The sequence below is a fragment of the Cryobacterium sp. TMB1-7 genome, from assembly GCF_004402435.1.
Classification (GTDB): Bacteria; Actinomycetota; Actinomycetes; order Actinomycetales; family Microbacteriaceae; genus Cryobacterium; species Cryobacterium zongtaii.
Window position 1 is genome coordinate 95,550 of the sequence record NZ_SOFZ01000034.1, and the last position, 16,507, is coordinate 112,056.

Below are 16,507 nucleotides of genomic sequence, written 5' to 3' on the forward strand. Positions count from 1 at the left end.
AACGCACACGAAGAAGGGCCGCACCCGCCAGGGTGCGGCCCTTCTTCGTACGAGGCGGTCAGGACTTGGCGAGCTTGCTCGGCCACCAGATCTTCGGGCCGATGTCGTGGGCCAGGGCCGGCACCAGCAGCGAGCGCACCACGAAGGTGTCCAGCAGCACCCCGAACGCGACGATGAACGCGAGCTGGGCCAGGAACAGGATCGGCAGCACGCCCAGCGCGGCGAACGTGGCGGCGAGCACCAGACCGGCCGACGTGATCACCCCGCCCGTGGCGACGAGTCCGCGCAGGATCCCGGTCCGGGTCCCGAATCGGATGGACTCTTCTCGCACCCTGGTCATCAGGAAGATGTTGTAGTCGATCCCGAGGGCCACCAGGAAGACGAATCCGTACAGCGGAACAACCGGGTCAGCGCCGGGGAACCCGAGCAGGCCGTCGAAGACCCACGACGCCACACCGAGCGCGGCGGCGAACGAGAGCACGACCGTGGCTATCAGCAGCACCGGCGCGAGGATCGAGCGCAGCAACAGCATCAGGATCACCAGGATCACGCCGAGGATGATCGGGATGATCAGGTTACGGTCATGGATGGCCGTGTCGGTGGTGTCCACGGCGATGGCCGTGGTGCCGCCAACCAGCACGGTGCCGGCCACGTCGTCCAGGGCCACCCGGAGCTCGCGAACCGTGGCTTCGGCCGGGGCGGAGTCGCCCACGTCGGTGAGGGTCGCCTGCAGCATCACGTCGCCATCGATCACCGTCGGCTCGCCCACCGGGGTGCCCGGAGGGCCGAACGCCTGCACACCGTCGCCGGTCACCGGCAGGGTGCCGCTGACGGACTCCTCGGAGAGCACGGTGACGGAATCGACACCGCCGTTGGCGAGCAGCACATCGGTCATCGCCTGCAGCTCCGACTCCGGGCCGATGATGACGGCGGGGGTGCCGGATCCGCCGGGGAAGTGCTCCCCGACCACGGCCTGGCCGTCCCGGGCCTCTGAGGTGCCGAGTACGAATTCGCTCTGTGAAACGCCATCCGCCTTGAACTGGAACGCGCCGATGGCGGCGACGGCGAGAAGGAGCGTGCTTGCGACCCAGATGAGCCGGGCCCGGCGGCTGATCAGCCTGGCCAGCCACGGCCAGGCCCCCTTCGCGTTGTCGCCGTCGAGGCCGGGGTGGGCGGAGCCGAGTTTCGGGCGCACCGGCCAGAACGCGGCACGGCCGGCCCAGAGCATCAGCGCCGGCAGCAGGGTCAGTGCGGCCAGGAGGGCGAAGCCGATACCGATCGCGGCGACCGGGCCGAGGGCCTTGTTGGAGTTCAGGTCGCTGAACAGCAGGCACAGCAGACCCACGATCACGGTGCCGCCGGCGGCCAGGATCGGCTCGAACGAACCGCGCAGGGCGACGAGCGTCGCATCCCACTTCTTCTCGTGGTCCCGCAGGGCTTCGCGGAACCTGGCGACGTAGAGCAGCGAATAGTCCGTCGCTGCCCCGATCACGAGGATGAACAGGATGCCCTGCGTCTGTCCGGTCAGGATCAGCACATCTGCGCTGGCCAGCGCGACGACCACGAGCACCGAGGCGCAGAGCGCCGCGAGGCTGGTGAACAACACGATGACGGGCAGCAGCGGCGATCTGTAGACGATCACGAGGATCACCAGCACGGCCGCGAGGGCGGTGAGCAGCAGGATGCCGTCGATGCCGGCGAACGCACCGGTGAGGTCGGCGATCAGGCCCGCCGGTCCGGTGACATAGGTATCGACGCCCTCGATGGGGTTCTCGGCGAGGTAGGCGCGGATCGACTCGACGGTGTCGGCCGGGGTGATGGCGGTGTCGAGGGTGAGGATCGCCTCGGCCGCTTCCCCGTCCTCGGAGAAGATCGCCGGCGACACGCTTTCGGTGACGACGCCGTCCAGCTGGGCCAGGTCGGCGATCTGGTCGGTGATCGCGGCCTGGTCGGCCTCGGTGAGTCCGCCGGAGCGTTCGTAGATCAGCACACCGGGCAGCACGTCATCCCCCCGGAACTCGGCCTGCAACGCCTGCACCTTGGTGGCGTCGGCGCTGGCCGGCAGCTGCTGCACCTGGTCGTTGGTGGACACGTCACTGATCCGGCCGAACGACGCCCCGCCGGCACCGAACATGACGAACCAGACCAGGATCAAAATCGTGGGTATCAGGATGCGCAGCCAGAGCGGCACCCGGCTGCCGGAGCCGGTCCGTCTGGTCCGGCGCTCCGGGTCTGAGTGCGGTGCGGGGTCAGTCGTCTTCATCACAGTCCCGAGCGTAGGCGAGCGTGCAAACCGCTGCGTCGTCCGAAAGTTGGAAGATCGTGACCGGGAAATCGAAAAAGGCGGCACCCGCACCCTGTGGGTGCGAGTGCCGCCTTTCCACTCCGGGGAGACCCCGCTGCTGTTACGCCTTGCGACGGCCCACGGCGAAGCCGTAGATGAGCAGAACGATGATGGATCCGCCGATGGCGAGAAGCCACGTCTGGATGGAGAAGAAGTCTTCAAGCGGTGCGCCGAAGAGGGCGCTACCGAGGAATCCGCCGAGCAGTGCGCCGACAACGCCGAGCAGAAGGGTGATGAACCATCCGCCACCCTGGTTGCCCGGGAGGATCAGCTTGGCGATGGCGCCCGCGAGGAGGCCGAGAAGAAGGAATCCGAAAAACCCCATGGAGTGTCTCATTTCTGTTGGTGTGGGTACTGCTGGTGTTTCGGACGTGCTGTGCATGTCCGACCGGGCTCTTGCGAGCCGGCTTGATTACGCGGCCGGGAACCTAAGCGACGTCATTGTCTTCGGGTTCCTTGGCCACGTAAATGTCTGTGATGGTCACGTTCACGGTTGACACCGCGATTCCCACCAAACCTTCGATGGCTCGCGTCGTCGCGGCGCGGACCTGATCGGCGAGAGCCGTCAGGGGCACCGGATAGTCGGCGACGAGCACGATTTCGACGGCGACGTCGTCGTCGCTCACCGTGACGGAGATGCCGGGGTTGACGTCGGCACTGCTGATGGCGTCGAGGATCGCACCGAGGGCCCTGGTCGGCACGCTGCCCAGGGAGTGCACGCCCGCTACCTCGCGCACGGCCAGACCGGCCACCTTGGCGATGACGCTGTCCTTGATGGTCGTGACGCCCTGCCCCACCCTGTCGACAGCACCGTCGGTCACCTCGCCGGCGTTGGCCGGCAGGGTGGTGGCCGAGGTCGGCTGCTCGGGGGTGCTACTGAACATCTGGAAACTCCTTGGTAGTCCTCGATGAGGGCAGAAATTGCATCGTCTAAGTTACGACGCGGCCCACGCTCGATTCGTCACGGATTCGCAGGAAAGTTTTTTCAGCGCCGAAGATCTACACTGATCTGGTACCACCCGCTCCCCCGAGACTGGAGATGTCATGAGCACATCCACGAAGCCGACCGAGGAGCTGGCCGCAGCCGTCGAACAGGTTCCGGGCGTTGACGAACTCTACCCGGCAGCGCCCATCGTGGCCACCGTGGTGCACCAGGTTGTCGGGGCGATCACGGCGAAGCCGACGGCTCCGGAATTCGTCACACTGACCGAGACGGACGAGGGCGTCACGGCATCCGTCGCCATCGGCATCGCGGACGCTGACGCGGCGACGGAGGTCTGCCGCAGGGTCTACGACACCATCGAGGAGTACTTCGTCGAGTCAGGCGACCCTGCCGTGACGACGATCGAAGTGAAGGTGGCGCGGATCGGCTAGTGCGCCTGCCGTCAGTGCGCTGACTGGATGGCACGCAGCCGCAGCAAGACCTGATCGCGCAGGTCCTCGGGAGCGGTCTCCTTGCAGGCCCGCTGCATCACCTCGGTGAGGGTGCGCCCGACGTGGTGTTCGCTGCGACAGTCCGGGCAGTGCTCCAGGTGCTCCCGGATGTCGATGGCGTCCTCCTTGCGGAGTTCGTTGTGCAGATACTCTTCGAGTTCGGCCTTGGCCTTCTCGCAACCGCAATCGGTCATTTTCCTGTGCTCCCGGATGTCTTCTTGATCGGTGCGCTCTGGCCGGTGCCGAGTCCGCGCTCGAGGGCGTAACCGGCCAGCAGCTCGCGCAGCAGGCGGCGGCCACGGTGCAGGCGACTCATCACCGTTCCGATGGGGGTCTTCATGATTTCGGCGATCTCCTGGTAGGAGAAGCCTTCGACGTCGGCGAAGTACACCGCCAGGCGGAAGTCCTCCGGGATCGATTGGAGGGCGTCCTTGACGGCGCTGTCGGGCAGGTGGTCGATCGCTTCGGCTTCCGCGGAGCGGCTCGACGTCGCCGTCGTGGATTCCGCGCCGCCCAGCTGCCAGTCCTCGAGGTCGTCGATGGTGCCCTGGTAGGGCTCACGCTGCTTCTTGCGATAGGTGTTGATGAAGGTGTTCGTGAGGATCCGGTACAACCACGCCTTGAGGTTGGTGCCCTGCTCGAACTGCTTGAACGACGCAAACGCCTTGACGAAGGTTTCCTGCACGAGGTCCTGGGCGTCAGAGGGGTTCCGTGTCATCCGCATCGCCGCTGCGTAGAGCTGGTCGATGAACGGCATGGCCTGTGCTTCGAACAGGTCCCGCGTGGCAGTTGTATCTGTTGTCATCACGGGCAATTCTAAGCCGTCGACGCCACTGGGCGTCGCGGCCGTGCGTTCCATAAGCGTGGATGCGCTCACGTGACCTCCTGTGCCTCACTGTGTATCGGCAATCCCGACTATTCTGATAACCGATGTTGATCTCGAGATATTCCAAGCCGGAGTTCGATCCATACGGCGACAATTCGCCCGAAGAGACGGATGCCCTGTGGGCGGCCCCCGTCGCGCCGCGAGCGCTGACGGCAACCCTGTCGCTGCCCGGCTCCAAGTCGCTGACCAACCGTGAACTCGTCCTGGCTGCCCTGGCCGACGCGCCCTCGGTGCTGCGCGCCCCGCTGCACTCGCGGGACAGCGACCTCATGGTTGCCGCGCTGCGGCAGCTCGGCACAACCATCGAGTCCGTCGACGGTGACGGCGAATATGGCCCCGACCTGCGCATCACGCCCGGCGAGCTGTTCGGTTCCACCACGATCGACTGCGGTCTGGCCGGCACCGTGATGCGGTTCCTGCCGCCGGTCGCCGCGCTCGCGCTGGGCCCGACCACCTTCGACGGTGACGCCGGCGCCAAACGCCGACCTATGAAGACCACGATCAGTTCATTGCGCGCGCTGGGCGCCGACATCAACGACGACGGTCGCGGTGCCCTGCCGTTCACGGTGCACGGCACCGGCGGCCTGGACGGTGGCGAGGTGACCATCGACGCGTCCTCCTCCAGCCAGTTCGTGTCCGGCCTGCTGCTCGCGGCCCCCCGCTTCACCAACGGCCTGCGGCTGCGCCACTCCGGCGAGCGCCTGCCGAGCCTGCCGCACATCGAGATGACCATTCACACCCTTGCGCAGCGCGGCGTCACCGTCACCAGCCCCGAGGTCGGCGTCTGGTGTGTCGAACCGGGTCCGATCCGCGGCACCGAGGTCGACATCGAACCCGACCTCTCCAACGCCGCCCCGTTCCTGGCCGCGGCTCTGGTCGCCGGCGGCAGCGTCACCATCACGGGCTGGCCGACCACGACCACCCAGGTGGGCGCCCACCTGGCCGAACTGCTGCCGCGCTTCGGCGCCACCGTCACCGTCGACGGCGACAGGCTCAGGGTCACCGGCACCGGCCGGATCACCGGGGTGGACCTCGACCTGTCCACCGGCGGCGAGCTGGCCCCCACCCTGGTGGGCCTGGCCGCCCTGGCCGACTCCCCGAGCACCATCACCGGCATCGGCCACATCCGCCACCACGAGACCGACAGGCTCGCCGCCCTGGCGACGGAGATCAACAATCTCGGCGGCCACGTCACCGAACTGCCGGACGGACTCGCCATCGAGCCGCGGCCGTTGCACGGCGGCACCTGGCACAGCTACGACGACCACCGGATGGCCACCACCGGAGCGCTGCTCGGGCTGGTCGTCGCGGGTGTCGAGGTGGAGAACATCGGCACGACGGCGAAGACCCTCCCGCAGTTCGCCGAGCTGTGGCACGGCCTGGTGTCCGGGCCGGTCGCTTCGTGACGGGCACAGAATGACCTGGTGGTCGAGCCCGGATGACGATGAGCCGGAGTTCGACGAATCGAGCGTGCGGATTCGCCCGGGCCGTAAGGGCACCAAACCGCGCACCAAGACCCGGCCGGAGCACGGCGACGCCCTGACCGGACGCATCCTCTCCGTCGACCGCGGTCGTTACACGGTGATGCTCGACGAGAACGAACCCACCGAACGCCGGGTCACCGCCGCGCGCGCCAGCGAGTTGCGCAAGCACGCCGTCGTCACCGGCGACCGCGTCGACATCGTCGGCGACACCACCGGCGCCGCGGGCAGCCTGTCCCGCATCGTGCGCATCGTGGCCCGCGAGACCCTGTTGCGCCGGAGCGCCGACGACACCGACGCCGTGGAGCGCGTGATCGTGGCCAACGCCGACCAAATGCTCATCGTGGTGGCCGCGGCCAACCCGGAACCGCGCATCCGTCTCGTCGACCGCTACCTCGTCGCCGCCTACGACGCCGGGGTCTCCCCCATCCTCTGCATCACCAAGACCGACCTCGCCGACCCCGCCGAGTTCCTGAACAACTTCGCCGGCCTGGACCTGCCCGTGTTCCAGAGCCGCGACGACGCCATGCCCCTCGAGGAAATCTCCGCGGCGCTGGTCGGCCACGACACCGTCTTCGTGGGCCACTCCGGCGTGGGCAAGTCCACCCTGGTGAACGCCCTCGTGCCCGACGCGCACCGCGCCGTCGGCGTGGTCAACACCGTCACCGGCCGCGGCCGGCACACCTCCTCGTCGACGATCTCGCTGCGGCTCGAAACGGAGGCCGGACGCGGCTGGGTCATCGACACCCCCGGCGTGCGCTCCTTCGGCCTGGGCCACATCAACACCGACAACATCCTGCGCGCCTTCACCGACCTGGCCACCATCGCCGAGAAGTGCCCGCGCGGCTGCACGCACCTGCCCAGCTCGCCGGACTGCGCCATCAACGAGGCCGTGGCTGCCGGGACCCTGGGCGACACCGGGAAGGCCCGCCTGGACTCGCTCCAGCGCCTCCTGGCCACCTTCGCGGCCGCGCCGGCGCACCGCCCGGGTGAGAACTGACCGGTAGCGTGGGTTCCATGACGGATTCCACGCGGCTCGCAGCCGGCGACACGGCCCCAGACTTCACCCTCACCGACCAGGACGGCGCCTCGGTCAGCCTGGCCTCCTACCGCGGCCAGAAGGTCGTGGTGTACTTCTACCCGGCCGCCATGACCCCGGGCTGCACCACCCAGGCCTGCGACTTCCGCGACAGCCTGGGCTCGCTCGCCGCAGCCGGCTACCAGGTGCTCGGCCTGTCCAAGGACACCATGGCGAAGCTGGCGACCTTCGCCGAAAAGGATCACCTCACCTTCCCGCTGCTCAGCGACGAGGACCTCGCCGTTCACCGCGCCTACGGCGCCTGGGGAGAGAAGAACCTCTACGGCAAAATCGTCACGGGCGTGCTGCGCTCGACCTTCGTGATCGATGAAGCCGGTCTGGTGACACTGGCCCTCTACAACGTGAAGGCCACCGGCCACGTTGCCAGCCTGCGCAAGAAGCTCGGGATCTAACTAGGGCTCGCGGCGCCTCGTGGCCTCGACCACGCTGCGGGTCAACAGCAGCACGATCACGAGCACCGACGGGATGAGCAGCGCCCAGCCGAGGTCCGGCCTGGCGTACAGGCCCTGAAAACAGCCGATGGCGACGAAGACCTGAACCAGCTGCCAGGTCACGGCCGCCGCCCGGATCCAGGAACGCCCGCGGAGCGCGCCGACGGTGATGGCCGACACCCAGACCGCGGCGACGATGGTGAGCACCAGAATCGCCAGTGCGCTGGCGAAGGAGGCGGGCTGATCGGTCAGCAGCTCCAGGATCAGCCACAGCACGGCCGCCCAGAGCAGGGCGGCTTCGGCGGCCAGGAGCAGCACCAGCGCGATGAGCGCGCGGGACCGACGGGCCGGCCTGGGCGCGTCCAGGCCGTCCTGGCTGGGGTCGAACGGTTGTCTCACAGCGATATCCCATACAAAACTATTGATTTGACATCCCTATTATGGGACCATATTTAAGGCCCGGTTGACGCTCACAGGGTGGTGAGCAGATCTCTTCGCAGATCTGACCTTCCTGCAACCTGGGCATCCCCGCATCTTCGGCCGATCGGCCAGGCATCCCCCCGCAATAAAGGAGCACCCCTATGGATTGGCGCGATAAAGCAGCCTGCCTTACCGCTGACCCGGAACTTTTCTTCCCGGTCGGTAACACTGGTCCCGCAGTCGACCAGATCGAGAAGGCCAAATCCGTTTGTGCCCGCTGCAACGTCACGGAGGTTTGCCTTCAGTACGCTCTCGAGACCGGGCAGGATTCCGGCGTCTGGGGCGGCCTCAGCGAAGACGAGCGCCGCGCCCTCAAGCGCCGCGCCGCCCGCGCACGCCGCGCCTCTTAGAGCCTCTCCTCTAGCTTCTGAACGGGCGAGCAGCTTCGGCTGCTCGCCCGTTTTGTTGTATCGCGACGCGGTGCCGCCGGTTGATTCGATCAGTCGAATTCCATGAAGCGCAGCGGGATCTCGATGGTGACTTCTGTGCCGCTGTCCATCATGGTGTGCCAGTCGATCGTGCCGCTGAGCTCACCCTGAATGAGCGTGCGGACGATCTGGGTGCCGAGCCCGGATCCGACCTTGCCCTCCGGCATCCCCGAACCGTTGTCACGGACGCGCACGGTGAGGGTCTCCTCGTTGCGCTCGGCCTCGATGGCGACCTCGCCCTCCCGGCCGGCGAGTCCGTGCTCGACGGCGTTGGTGACGAGCTCGGTCAGTGCCAGGGCCAGCGGGGTGGCGTAGGCGCTGGGCAGGATGCCGAAGCTGCCGGACGACTTCGGGTGCGCCGTGGTGTTGTGCGCGGAGGCCACTTCGGCGATCAGCAGCAGTACCCTGTCGAACACGGCGTCGAAGTCCACGTTCTGGCTCAGGCCCGAGGACAGGGTGTCGTGCACGACGGCGATGGCCGCCACCCGGCGCATGGCCTGGTTGAGGGCCTCGCGGGCGGTGTCGGAGTGGGTGCGCCGCGCCTGGATGCGCAGCAGCGACGCCACGGTCTGCAGGTTGTTCTTGACCCGGTGGTGGATCTCCCGGATGGTGGCATCCTTGGTGATCAGCTCGCGCTCCTGGTGCCGCAGCTCGGTCACATCGCGGGAGAGCACGATGGCGCCGATCCGTTCGCCCCGGTTGCGGATCGGGATGGCGCGCAGCGACACCGTCACCCCTCGGGCCTCGATGTCGGTGCGCCACGGGGCCCGGCCGGTCACAACCAGGGGCAGGGACTCGTCGACCACGGCCTTGCCGGAGAGCAGGCTCGTCGTCACCTCGGCCAGCGACTCGCCCTCGAGTTCGTCGGCGAAGCCCATCCGGTTGAACGCGGAGAGCGCGTTGGGGCTGGCGAAAGTGGTGACGCCGTCCAGATCCAGCCGGATCAGGCCATCCGACGCCCGGGGGGCGCCGCGCCGAGGACCGGTCGGGGCACCCAGGTCGGGGAAGTCGCCGGAAGCGATCATGGCGAACAGGTCGTTCGCGCAGTCGTTGAAGGTCAGCTCCTGACGGCCGGGGGTGCGCGTCTCGCTGAGGTTGGTGTGCCGGGTGAGTACGGCGATGGGCTCCGGAGTGATCTCGGCGCCGCTGGAACTGATGCGGCGGCGCACCGGGATGGCCCTCACCCTGGTGGGGGTCTCCTCGTACCAGTCCGGCGCCGTGGTGTCGATGATCTTCGCGGTGTCGAAGGCCTCGGTCACCTGCTTGCGCCATTCGGCCTTGATCTCCTGGCCCACGAAGTCCCGGTAGAACAGGGTGGCGGCGCTGGACGGCCGGGCGTGGGCGACGGCGACGAAGCTGCCACCGAGCGTCGGCACCCACACGACGATGTCGGCGAAGGCGAGGTCGGCCAGCAGCTGGCCGTCGGAGACCAGCATGTGCAGCCAATCGACGTCCTCCGCGCTGTTGCGGCCTTGGGCAAGTACGAGATCACTGAGCGTCGACACGTGACCAGCCTATGTGGTGCCGCAGCGGCGGATACGCCATGCTCTCGATATGACCTCTGCTGTTCCTCCGACTCCCGCATCGCCCGCCCGGCGAGACCCGGCGCTCTGGGTGGTCCTGGGCCTGATCATCCTTCTCGTCGCGGTGGCTCTCGTCGTGGTGTTCACCCGGAGCGAGCCCGCCCTCCTCGACGCCGGCACGCCCGGCGGGGTGGTGCAGCGATATTCGACGGCGGTGTTGGACGGCGATGAGACGAGCGCGGCCCGCTACCTGAGCGCTGCCGCACTGGCGGACTGCGACAGCGGGGAGACCGCGGCGGACTCGTCGGCCACCGACGACATCCGGATCAACCTCGTCGACACCACCGAACGAGGCTCGACCGCCGACGTGCGGGTGCTGATCATCACCTCGTACGGCAGCGGCCCGTTCGGGTCGTCGGAGTATGAAGCAGAGGAGGCCTTCGAGCTGGTGCGGGTCGACGAAGACTGGCTCATCGACGAGGCGCCGTGGCGACTCACCGTGTGCCCGCCCCGCAGCCAGGGAGACACCCCGTGACCGCGATGACGGCGGCGACCTCGCCGCGTCCAGGTGCCGCACCGATCGTGCGCAGGGTCGTGGTGTACACGATCCTCTTCGTGCTGGTGGTGCTCACGGCGAGCGGTGTGAGCGACCTGTTGGGCCGGCTGTTCGACGTGGTCACCGGTGAGCAGCTCGCCGGCACCGACACCGTCGGCCTCGCGGTGTCGCTGACCTTCACCCTGATCGCTGGACCGTTGGCGGCGGTTCTGGGCTGGTTCGCCTGGCGCCGCCTGGCCGATCCGCCGGAGCGGGCGTCGCTGGCCTGGGCGTTGTACCTGGTGGGCATGGGCACCCTCGCCCTGGTCGTTTCAGCCACGGCGCTGCTGAGCGCCGTCGCCGCCGCCGTGACCGCTGAGGCCGTCACAGCCGAGACGGCGACGGGTCTGGTCTGGGCGGGCGTGTGGGCCGGGCACGGGTTTGTGCTGCGCCGAACCGACCGGCGGCCCACTCGGTTGCCCGGCACCGCCGCGGTGCTCGGCGGCACGTTCGGGCTGGTGATCGGGGCCGGCGGCGCGGTGACTGCGCTCACGATGCTCGTGGACGAGGCCCTCGCCGTCGGGCTGGGCACGGATGGTGCGGCCGGGTCAGTGGGGTCGCCCTGGTGGACCGGTGCCGTGCAGGCCCTGGTCTGGGCGGCCGGCGGCGCTCTGGTCTGGTGGTGGCACTGGCGCCGCGACGGTGGCCGCACCGCCGGGACCACCCTGGCCGGGGTGGCCCTGGTCGGCGTCGGCATCCTGGGTGGTGCCCTGCTGACCCTGACCGGTACCGGCACCGTCGTGTTCGTGCTGCTACGGCTGGCCGTCGACCGCACCGACGCTGTTGCGGTGGTGTGTGAGCCGCTGGGGCCGGCGATTGCTGCAGCCCTCGTCGGCGGCCTGATCTGGGTCTATCACCGCGGGGTGGTGCGTCGGCGGACCGCCGCTGTGCGCCAGGCGAGCACCCTCGTGACCAGCGGAATCTCGCTGGTCGCCGCCGCGACCGGGCTCGGAGTCATCGTGAACGCGCTCCTGGCCACCGCGACCACTCCGCTGTCCGGGTCGGACCCCCGCACCCTGCTGCTCGGCGGCATCAGCTCGCTGCTGGTCGGCGGGCCGGTGTGGTGGCTCACCTGGCGGCCGGCCACCGGGCCGGCGGCCGACCCTCGCCGTTCCGCCGGCCGCAGCGTCTATCTCGTGGTGGTATTCGGCATCAGCGCCATCGTCGCCCTGATCACACTCCTGGTCATCGGCTTCCGGCTCTTCGACACCGTTCTGGCCGGCGACCCCGGACTCCTGGACCGTATCCGAGCGCCCCTCGGATTGCTCGCGGCCACCGCTCTGGTGGCGGGATATCACTTCACGGTCTGGCGCCAGGACCGAGCCGCGACCGCCGCAACCGCTCCCCCGGCTCCGCCTGCCAGCGCCCCGGCCGCCCCGCCGGCCGGGGTGGTCGGCGAGCTGGTGCTGGTCATGGGTCCCGGCGCGGAGCCCGTCGTGACGCATCTGCGCCGACTCACCGGCGCACCCGTGGTCTATTGGCAGCGGGCCGGCGGGACCGCGGTGTTGCCGAATCCGGCGCACGTCGAGCAGGCCCTGCACGGCGTCAGCGGCGACAGGGTCCTGTTGATAGTCGGCGTCGACGGCACACTCACGGTGATCCCGGTGGCGGCGGCTCAGGTGGCCTGAGCCGTTCGCCGCCAGGCGAAGACCCGGCGCCACGGCCGCCGGGCGGGGTGGGCATCCGGGGCCGGCAGCAGTTCGTCGCGGACGAGGGCGAGGATGCCCAACCTGGCCGGTGACCGCGGCGCCGCGTCCCGCAGGGTGCGCCCGGACAGCACAGCGGCATCAACCCCGGCCTGGTCATGCGGCACCAGAACGGCCGCATCGATGCCGCCGAACCGCCGCAGCGCACTGCTCACCTGGGCGGCGGGAGCCGGGCCGACGGCGCTGGAGCGCACCCTGTTCATCACGACGTACACCCGATGGGTGCTGATCACGTCGGTGAGATCGCTCCAGGCGCGCAGGAACCTGGCCATGCCCACAGGGTCGGCCAGACCGCAGGCCACCACCCGGTCGGCGATCCCCAGGGCGGCCAGTGTCGCCGCGTTGCGGCGGGGCGCGAACAGGTCGCTCGAGATCTCCTCGTCGCTCTCCAGACTGAACCCCGTGTCGAGCACCACGTAGTCGGCCCAGCGCCGCAACGCCGAGATCGTGCCGCTGACCCGTTCCGCCGACAACTCGGGCCACCTGGACGGTCGTCCGATCCCGGTCAACACCCAGAAGGCACCCCGTGGCGAGTTGTAGCGGTGGGCGATGCGTTCCAGTTCGACCGGCGTGAGGGTGTCGGAACCGGACAGTCGGCAGGCCGCCGCGAATCCAGGCGCCTCATCGAGGAGGCCCAGGCTCGGCGCTATCGAACCGCTGTAGGTGTCGACGTCCGCCAGCACCACGGTGTGACCCGCGGCCGCGATCTCGGCCGCGATGTTGATGGCCAGGGTGGTGCGGCCGGGAGCCCCGGCCGGACCCCACACAGCGATCACGGTGCCCGATCCGGTGAGTCCCGCGGTGACGTCGTCGGTGAACGCGTGCGGGTCCGACTCGAATGCGTCGGATGCGTACGGGTCGGATGCGTACGGGTCGCCGGCCGCGGAGTCGGCGGTGGGGGTCTCGGCCCTGGGTCGGCGGCGGGCCCGACGCGCCTCCGGCCGATCGGCTCGCCGGCCCTCTTTCGCCCGTCGTCCGGAGCCGGACCGTCGGGGCAGTACGGGAGGGACGGCGTCGGGCGGTGGGCCATCGTCGATGCGCAGCGGGATATCGCCGCCCTCCGTCAGCACGCGTTCGATTTCGGCCCAGGCGGCCTCGGCGTCGACGACCTCGTGCAGGCCGAGCTCGGCGGCGTAGCGGCGCTCCGCTTCCGTCGCGGCGAGGGCGACGACGCGGATGCCGTTCGCGTCGCTGGCCGCGAGCACCTCGATGGTCAGGGTGCCGGCCGTTGCTCCCACTATCAGCGCCTCTGGGTCGTGCCGGTCGATCGCGGCGAGCAGTTCGCGCACGTTCGCCGGCCGGGCGACGATAACGTGCCCGTGCTCGATGATGTCGGCGAGCAGCCGGTCCTCGGTCTCCCGGTCCAGGGCCAGGGCTAGCAGCGTCATCGTCAGCCTCCGATCGGGGCGTTCACGGCCACGAGGGACAGCGCCTCGTCGTTGGCAATCGCCTCCAGCACCGCCGCGACCTTGTCCTTGGGCACCAGCACCTCCACGGCTCGGCCGTCACCGGACTGGATCAGTCCGGACGGCTCCAGGATGCGCACGATGGCCGCCCGACCGACGAGGACGGCCGGAGGGCCGAACAGGCCGCTCTCGACCTCGCCGGCTGACCACACATCCACGACGGACCCGGCCGCCAGGCTCGTCGACAGCCTCCCGCGCAGGTCGAGGACCAGGCTCGTGACGGCCTCGCCCGCCCGGGTTCCCACGGCGGCCGCCGGGACGAGTTCGCCGGCGGTGACGGTGCGCGTTACGACCAGGCCGTCGGCGGGGACCAGGGAGGGGGTGAGGTACAGCTCCACAGCCGCCCCGATCCGCACCTCGGTCTCGACCAGGTCGGCCGCGTCCAGACGATCGCCGACGGCCAGCGGCACCCTGGCCGCATACACCGCGACGGTGCGGTCGCTGCCGGCCACGACGACACTGACCCCGACGATGGAGGCCACGACGAGAACCAGGCCGAGTGCGAACCGTGGATCGAACCAGAACCGGGTCTTCGTCGATGTCGTCGGTCGGCCCGAACCGGCCGGCTGTCCTGTCCTCATCCGCGCACCTCGTCCACTGTCTTATCCACTGTCTCGCTTATCCACTGTCTCGCCAGGTTCAGGCTGGCTACCATCGTGACGGGACCTGGAGCAGCGCGCTGAAGTTATCCACAGGTCGTCGGCTCACCCCACGGGATCGGCGAACACGACGGATAATCGTTCTCATGAGCGATCCCGTATCCTCCGCATCGGTGGGCCGATTCCTGACGCTCGCCGACACCGCCCAGATCCTGAATCTCTCGCTCGCCGCCGCGAATGATCTGGTGCGAACCGGTGAGCTGCCCGCCATCCGCATCGGCGCCACCGGCGCCTGGCGGGTGGAGCGGGTCGTGCTCGAGTCATACATCGAGGCGAAGTACGAGGAGGCCCGCCGGCTGTCGCTCTGGGAACAGTCCGACTTCGGCAACATCCCCGAGCTGTCCGGGGGCCGGATTCTGCGCCCCGACGAGCTCACCGATCCCCCAACGGGCGTCGACACCCCGCCCTGATCGTCTCAGTCCAGGCGCACCAGGTGGATCTGGTTCAGCGGCACGATCCGGTACTGCCACACCTCACCGGCCCGCCTAAGGGTACCCGGCGCGTGCACCGCCAGGTCCACATGATCCCGGCCCACCCTGTCGATGGTCCCGGTCACCGGCCCCACCCCGGTCTGGATCTGCAGGCTCTTGCGGCGCCGGCACAGATCTCGCAGAACGAACGAGAGGCCGATGCGGTCGACGAGCCGGGCCGGCGCCCCCGTCTCGACCGCCAGCGAGTCCGGCACCTGATCGGGCTGCAGGATGACTGCGCCGATACCCGCAAACGGGAGTATGCACTGCGGGCTGCCGGTACCGGCTTCGAGGAGGTCGGCGGCCAGCCAGTCCCTGCCGAATGTGGTCGGTCGCACCGTAAGGACCTGGCCGTCGACAAGCACCACCCTGAGCACCCGTGACGGCGCCGGACCGTTGACCACGCCGGTCAGCCGTTGACGGAGCGCCAGCCGGCCCAGGCGCAACCGCTCCTCCTCCGCGCGCAGCTCGAGGTCCTCGGCGTTCAACTCGTTCTCGAGCTGACTTTCGAGGTCGTCGAACAGATTGTCCCAGCGCACACCCCGACGGTAGTCGGCTGGCCGCCTGCGACGCTGACGTTATCCACAGCCGCCCGGACAAGCCTAGACAGACCGGTTTTCGGGTGGTTGAGTGTCGCCCAAGGCCTCAGCCGTCTCGGGGTCGATCCGGTGTTCCACCCGTTAGACAGCCACAACAGCCCGCTCTCCTCGTCGACACCACGGATCCATGCATCTGGAGCAACCCATGAGCGATCCACTTGCCGAGCCCGACCCCCTGCTTTCGCCGTCTGCGAACGGCCCCAATCCCCGGGGCACTCCCCCCGGCGCGGCCGCTCCCGACGTCACCCGCGAGTCCGCCGAGGGATTCCAGTCCGACGACTTCTTCGACCATCAACCGACGTCCCGCGCCGTGCTCCCCGATCCGGAGCCCCTGCTGATCAACCTCACCCGGTGCGTCATCGAGGTCCTGGCCGGCGCCAGGGAGCTCGACCAATTGGCTCGCTGGGTGAGCGACGACGTCTACAGGCACCTGCTCAAGCGGGTGGTGCTCTCGGCCAGGGCCCGCGCGGTCAAGGGGCAGCGCGCGCAACGCCCCGCCATCACGATCGGCCGGGTGAGCATCAACGAACCCAGGGACGGCATCATCGAGGCCGTCGTGATCGTGCACAGCAAGGTGCGCGTGCGCGCCGTCGCGGTGCGCCTGGAAGGGCTGGACAACCGCTGGCGGGCCAGCGCCATCAACGTGCTCTGACCCTGCGGACGCCCCTGCGGCCGGCCGACTGTTGCCCGAGCGGACAACTGTGCCCGGTGTACCGGACGCAATTGTCCGCACCGGGCCCAGTTGTTTGGCCGCGTGCTGCTTACTTCTTTTTGCCCTGGGTGCGACGCTCGGCGCGGTTGTTGGCCGCCGGGGTGTCGGACTCGGCGCGCTGGCCGAAGGCACCGCGCTGCGGCGGGCCGGCCGGCACGGCCGGTTCAGCGTCGGCGACGGCGGGCGCGGCGGCG

The 16,507-nt window shown here is 69.1% G+C and carries 19 protein-coding genes; 9 read left to right on the forward strand and 10 right to left on the reverse strand.

Annotated elements, in window-relative coordinates:
• Positions 1 to 58: 58 nt before the first annotated feature.
• From E3O60_RS18255 to E3O60_RS18265, 3 genes are all read right to left on the reverse strand, one after another.
• A complete protein-coding gene (locus tag E3O60_RS18255) occupies positions 59 to 2,263 on the reverse strand; it encodes an MMPL family transporter (RefSeq protein ID WP_134498921.1) in 2,205 nt (734 codons plus the stop codon).
• Positions 2,264 to 2,405: 142 nt separating this feature from the next.
• Positions 2,406 to 2,669 carry a GlsB/YeaQ/YmgE family stress response membrane protein gene (locus E3O60_RS18260; RefSeq protein WP_088455336.1) on the reverse strand — a complete coding sequence of 88 codons (264 nt, stop codon included), beginning with the start codon at positions 2,667 to 2,669 and terminating at the stop codon, positions 2,406 to 2,408.
• Positions 2,670 to 2,772: 103 nt separating this feature from the next.
• Entirely contained in the window at positions 2,773 to 3,228 is a 456-nt protein-coding gene (locus E3O60_RS18265) for an Asp23/Gls24 family envelope stress response protein (RefSeq protein ID WP_088455335.1), read from the reverse strand.
• 160 nt (positions 3,229 to 3,388) lie between these two features.
• Here E3O60_RS18265 and E3O60_RS18270 point away from each other — a divergent pair, with 160 nt between their 5' ends.
• Positions 3,389 to 3,718 carry a hypothetical protein gene (locus tag E3O60_RS18270; RefSeq protein WP_088455334.1) on the forward strand — a complete coding sequence of 110 codons (330 nt, stop codon included), beginning with the start codon at positions 3,389 to 3,391 and terminating at the stop codon, positions 3,716 to 3,718.
• Between the two features lie 11 nt (positions 3,719 to 3,729).
• Here E3O60_RS18270 and E3O60_RS18275 read toward each other — a convergent pair whose 3' ends face one another.
• Complete coding sequence (locus E3O60_RS18275; protein WP_088455333.1) at positions 3,730 to 3,972, reverse strand: zf-HC2 domain-containing protein; 243 nt, start codon at positions 3,970 to 3,972, stop codon at positions 3,730 to 3,732.
• Positions 3,969 to 4,583 (reverse strand): sigma-70 family RNA polymerase sigma factor, encoded by a 615-nt coding sequence (locus tag E3O60_RS18280; protein WP_240632378.1) that lies wholly within the window; start codon positions 4,581 to 4,583, stop codon positions 3,969 to 3,971. Before E3O60_RS18280 ends, E3O60_RS18275 begins: the two co-directional genes overlap by 4 nt.
• A gap of 125 nt (positions 4,584 to 4,708) precedes the next feature.
• Between E3O60_RS18280 and aroA the strand changes: the two genes are divergently transcribed.
• The 3 genes from aroA to bcp are packed head-to-tail and all read left to right on the forward strand — an operon-like array spanning position 4,709 to position 7,636.
• On the forward strand, positions 4,709 to 6,070 hold the full coding sequence (gene aroA, locus E3O60_RS18285) for a 3-phosphoshikimate 1-carboxyvinyltransferase (protein ID WP_134498902.1): 1,362 nt from the start codon (positions 4,709 to 4,711) through the stop codon (positions 6,068 to 6,070).
• A 10-nt stretch (positions 6,071 to 6,080) separates the two neighbouring features.
• Entirely contained in the window at positions 6,081 to 7,145 is a 1,065-nt protein-coding gene (gene rsgA / locus E3O60_RS18290) for a ribosome small subunit-dependent GTPase A (RefSeq protein ID WP_088455330.1), read from the forward strand.
• Positions 7,146 to 7,162: 17 nt separating this feature from the next.
• Positions 7,163 to 7,636 (forward strand): thioredoxin-dependent thiol peroxidase, encoded by a 474-nt coding sequence (bcp, locus tag E3O60_RS18295; protein ID WP_134407779.1) that lies wholly within the window; start codon positions 7,163 to 7,165, stop codon positions 7,634 to 7,636.
• On the opposite strand, the gene E3O60_RS18300 is transcribed toward bcp, so the two are convergent.
• On the reverse strand, positions 7,637 to 8,074 hold the full coding sequence (locus E3O60_RS18300; protein ID WP_241993312.1) for a hypothetical protein: 438 nt from the start codon (positions 8,072 to 8,074) through the stop codon (positions 7,637 to 7,639).
• 182 nt (positions 8,075 to 8,256) lie between these two features.
• On the opposite strand from E3O60_RS18300, the gene E3O60_RS18305 reads away from it, so the two are divergent.
• Complete coding sequence (locus E3O60_RS18305) at positions 8,257 to 8,505, forward strand: WhiB family transcriptional regulator (protein ID WP_035837005.1); 249 nt, start codon at positions 8,257 to 8,259, stop codon at positions 8,503 to 8,505.
• 89 nt (positions 8,506 to 8,594) lie between these two features.
• Here the strand turns inward: E3O60_RS18305 and E3O60_RS18310 are convergent, their stop codons facing one another.
• Complete coding sequence (locus E3O60_RS18310; protein ID WP_088455328.1) at positions 8,595 to 10,088, reverse strand: sensor histidine kinase; 1,494 nt, start codon at positions 10,086 to 10,088, stop codon at positions 8,595 to 8,597.
• A gap of 49 nt (positions 10,089 to 10,137) precedes the next feature.
• Here E3O60_RS18310 and E3O60_RS18315 point away from each other — a divergent pair, with 49 nt between their 5' ends.
• Entirely contained in the window at positions 10,138 to 10,641 is a 504-nt protein-coding gene (locus E3O60_RS18315; protein ID WP_134498904.1) for a hypothetical protein, read from the forward strand.
• Positions 10,642 to 10,646: 5 nt separating this feature from the next.
• A complete protein-coding gene (locus tag E3O60_RS18320; RefSeq protein ID WP_166789030.1) occupies positions 10,647 to 12,329 on the forward strand; it encodes a DUF5671 domain-containing protein in 1,683 nt (560 codons plus the stop codon).
• On the opposite strand, the gene E3O60_RS18325 is transcribed toward E3O60_RS18320, so the two are convergent.
• Positions 12,317 to 13,795, reverse strand: coding sequence for a septum formation inhibitor-activating ATPase (locus tag E3O60_RS18325; protein WP_134498908.1), 1,479 nt, complete (start codon positions 13,793 to 13,795; stop codon positions 12,317 to 12,319). The two genes, E3O60_RS18320 and E3O60_RS18325, sit on opposite strands and share 13 nt — an antisense overlap.
• Positions 13,796 to 13,797: 2 nt before the next feature.
• A complete protein-coding gene (locus E3O60_RS18330; RefSeq protein WP_088455325.1) occupies positions 13,798 to 14,454 on the reverse strand; it encodes an SAF domain-containing protein in 657 nt (218 codons plus the stop codon).
• Positions 14,455 to 14,618: 164 nt separating this feature from the next.
• On the opposite strand from E3O60_RS18330, the gene E3O60_RS18335 reads away from it, so the two are divergent.
• Positions 14,619 to 14,942, forward strand: a complete 324-nt coding sequence (locus E3O60_RS18335; RefSeq protein WP_134480885.1) for a helix-turn-helix domain-containing protein — start codon at positions 14,619 to 14,621, stop codon at positions 14,940 to 14,942.
• Between the two features lie 5 nt (positions 14,943 to 14,947).
• On the opposite strand, the gene E3O60_RS18340 is transcribed toward E3O60_RS18335, so the two are convergent.
• A complete protein-coding gene (locus E3O60_RS18340; protein ID WP_134498910.1) occupies positions 14,948 to 15,541 on the reverse strand; it encodes a hypothetical protein in 594 nt (197 codons plus the stop codon).
• Between the two features lie 205 nt (positions 15,542 to 15,746).
• Here E3O60_RS18340 and E3O60_RS18345 point away from each other — a divergent pair, with 205 nt between their 5' ends.
• Positions 15,747 to 16,253 carry an Rv3235 family protein gene (locus E3O60_RS18345; RefSeq protein WP_174776453.1) on the forward strand — a complete coding sequence of 169 codons (507 nt, stop codon included), beginning with the start codon at positions 15,747 to 15,749 and terminating at the stop codon, positions 16,251 to 16,253.
• Positions 16,254 to 16,507: the final 254 nt, after the last annotated feature.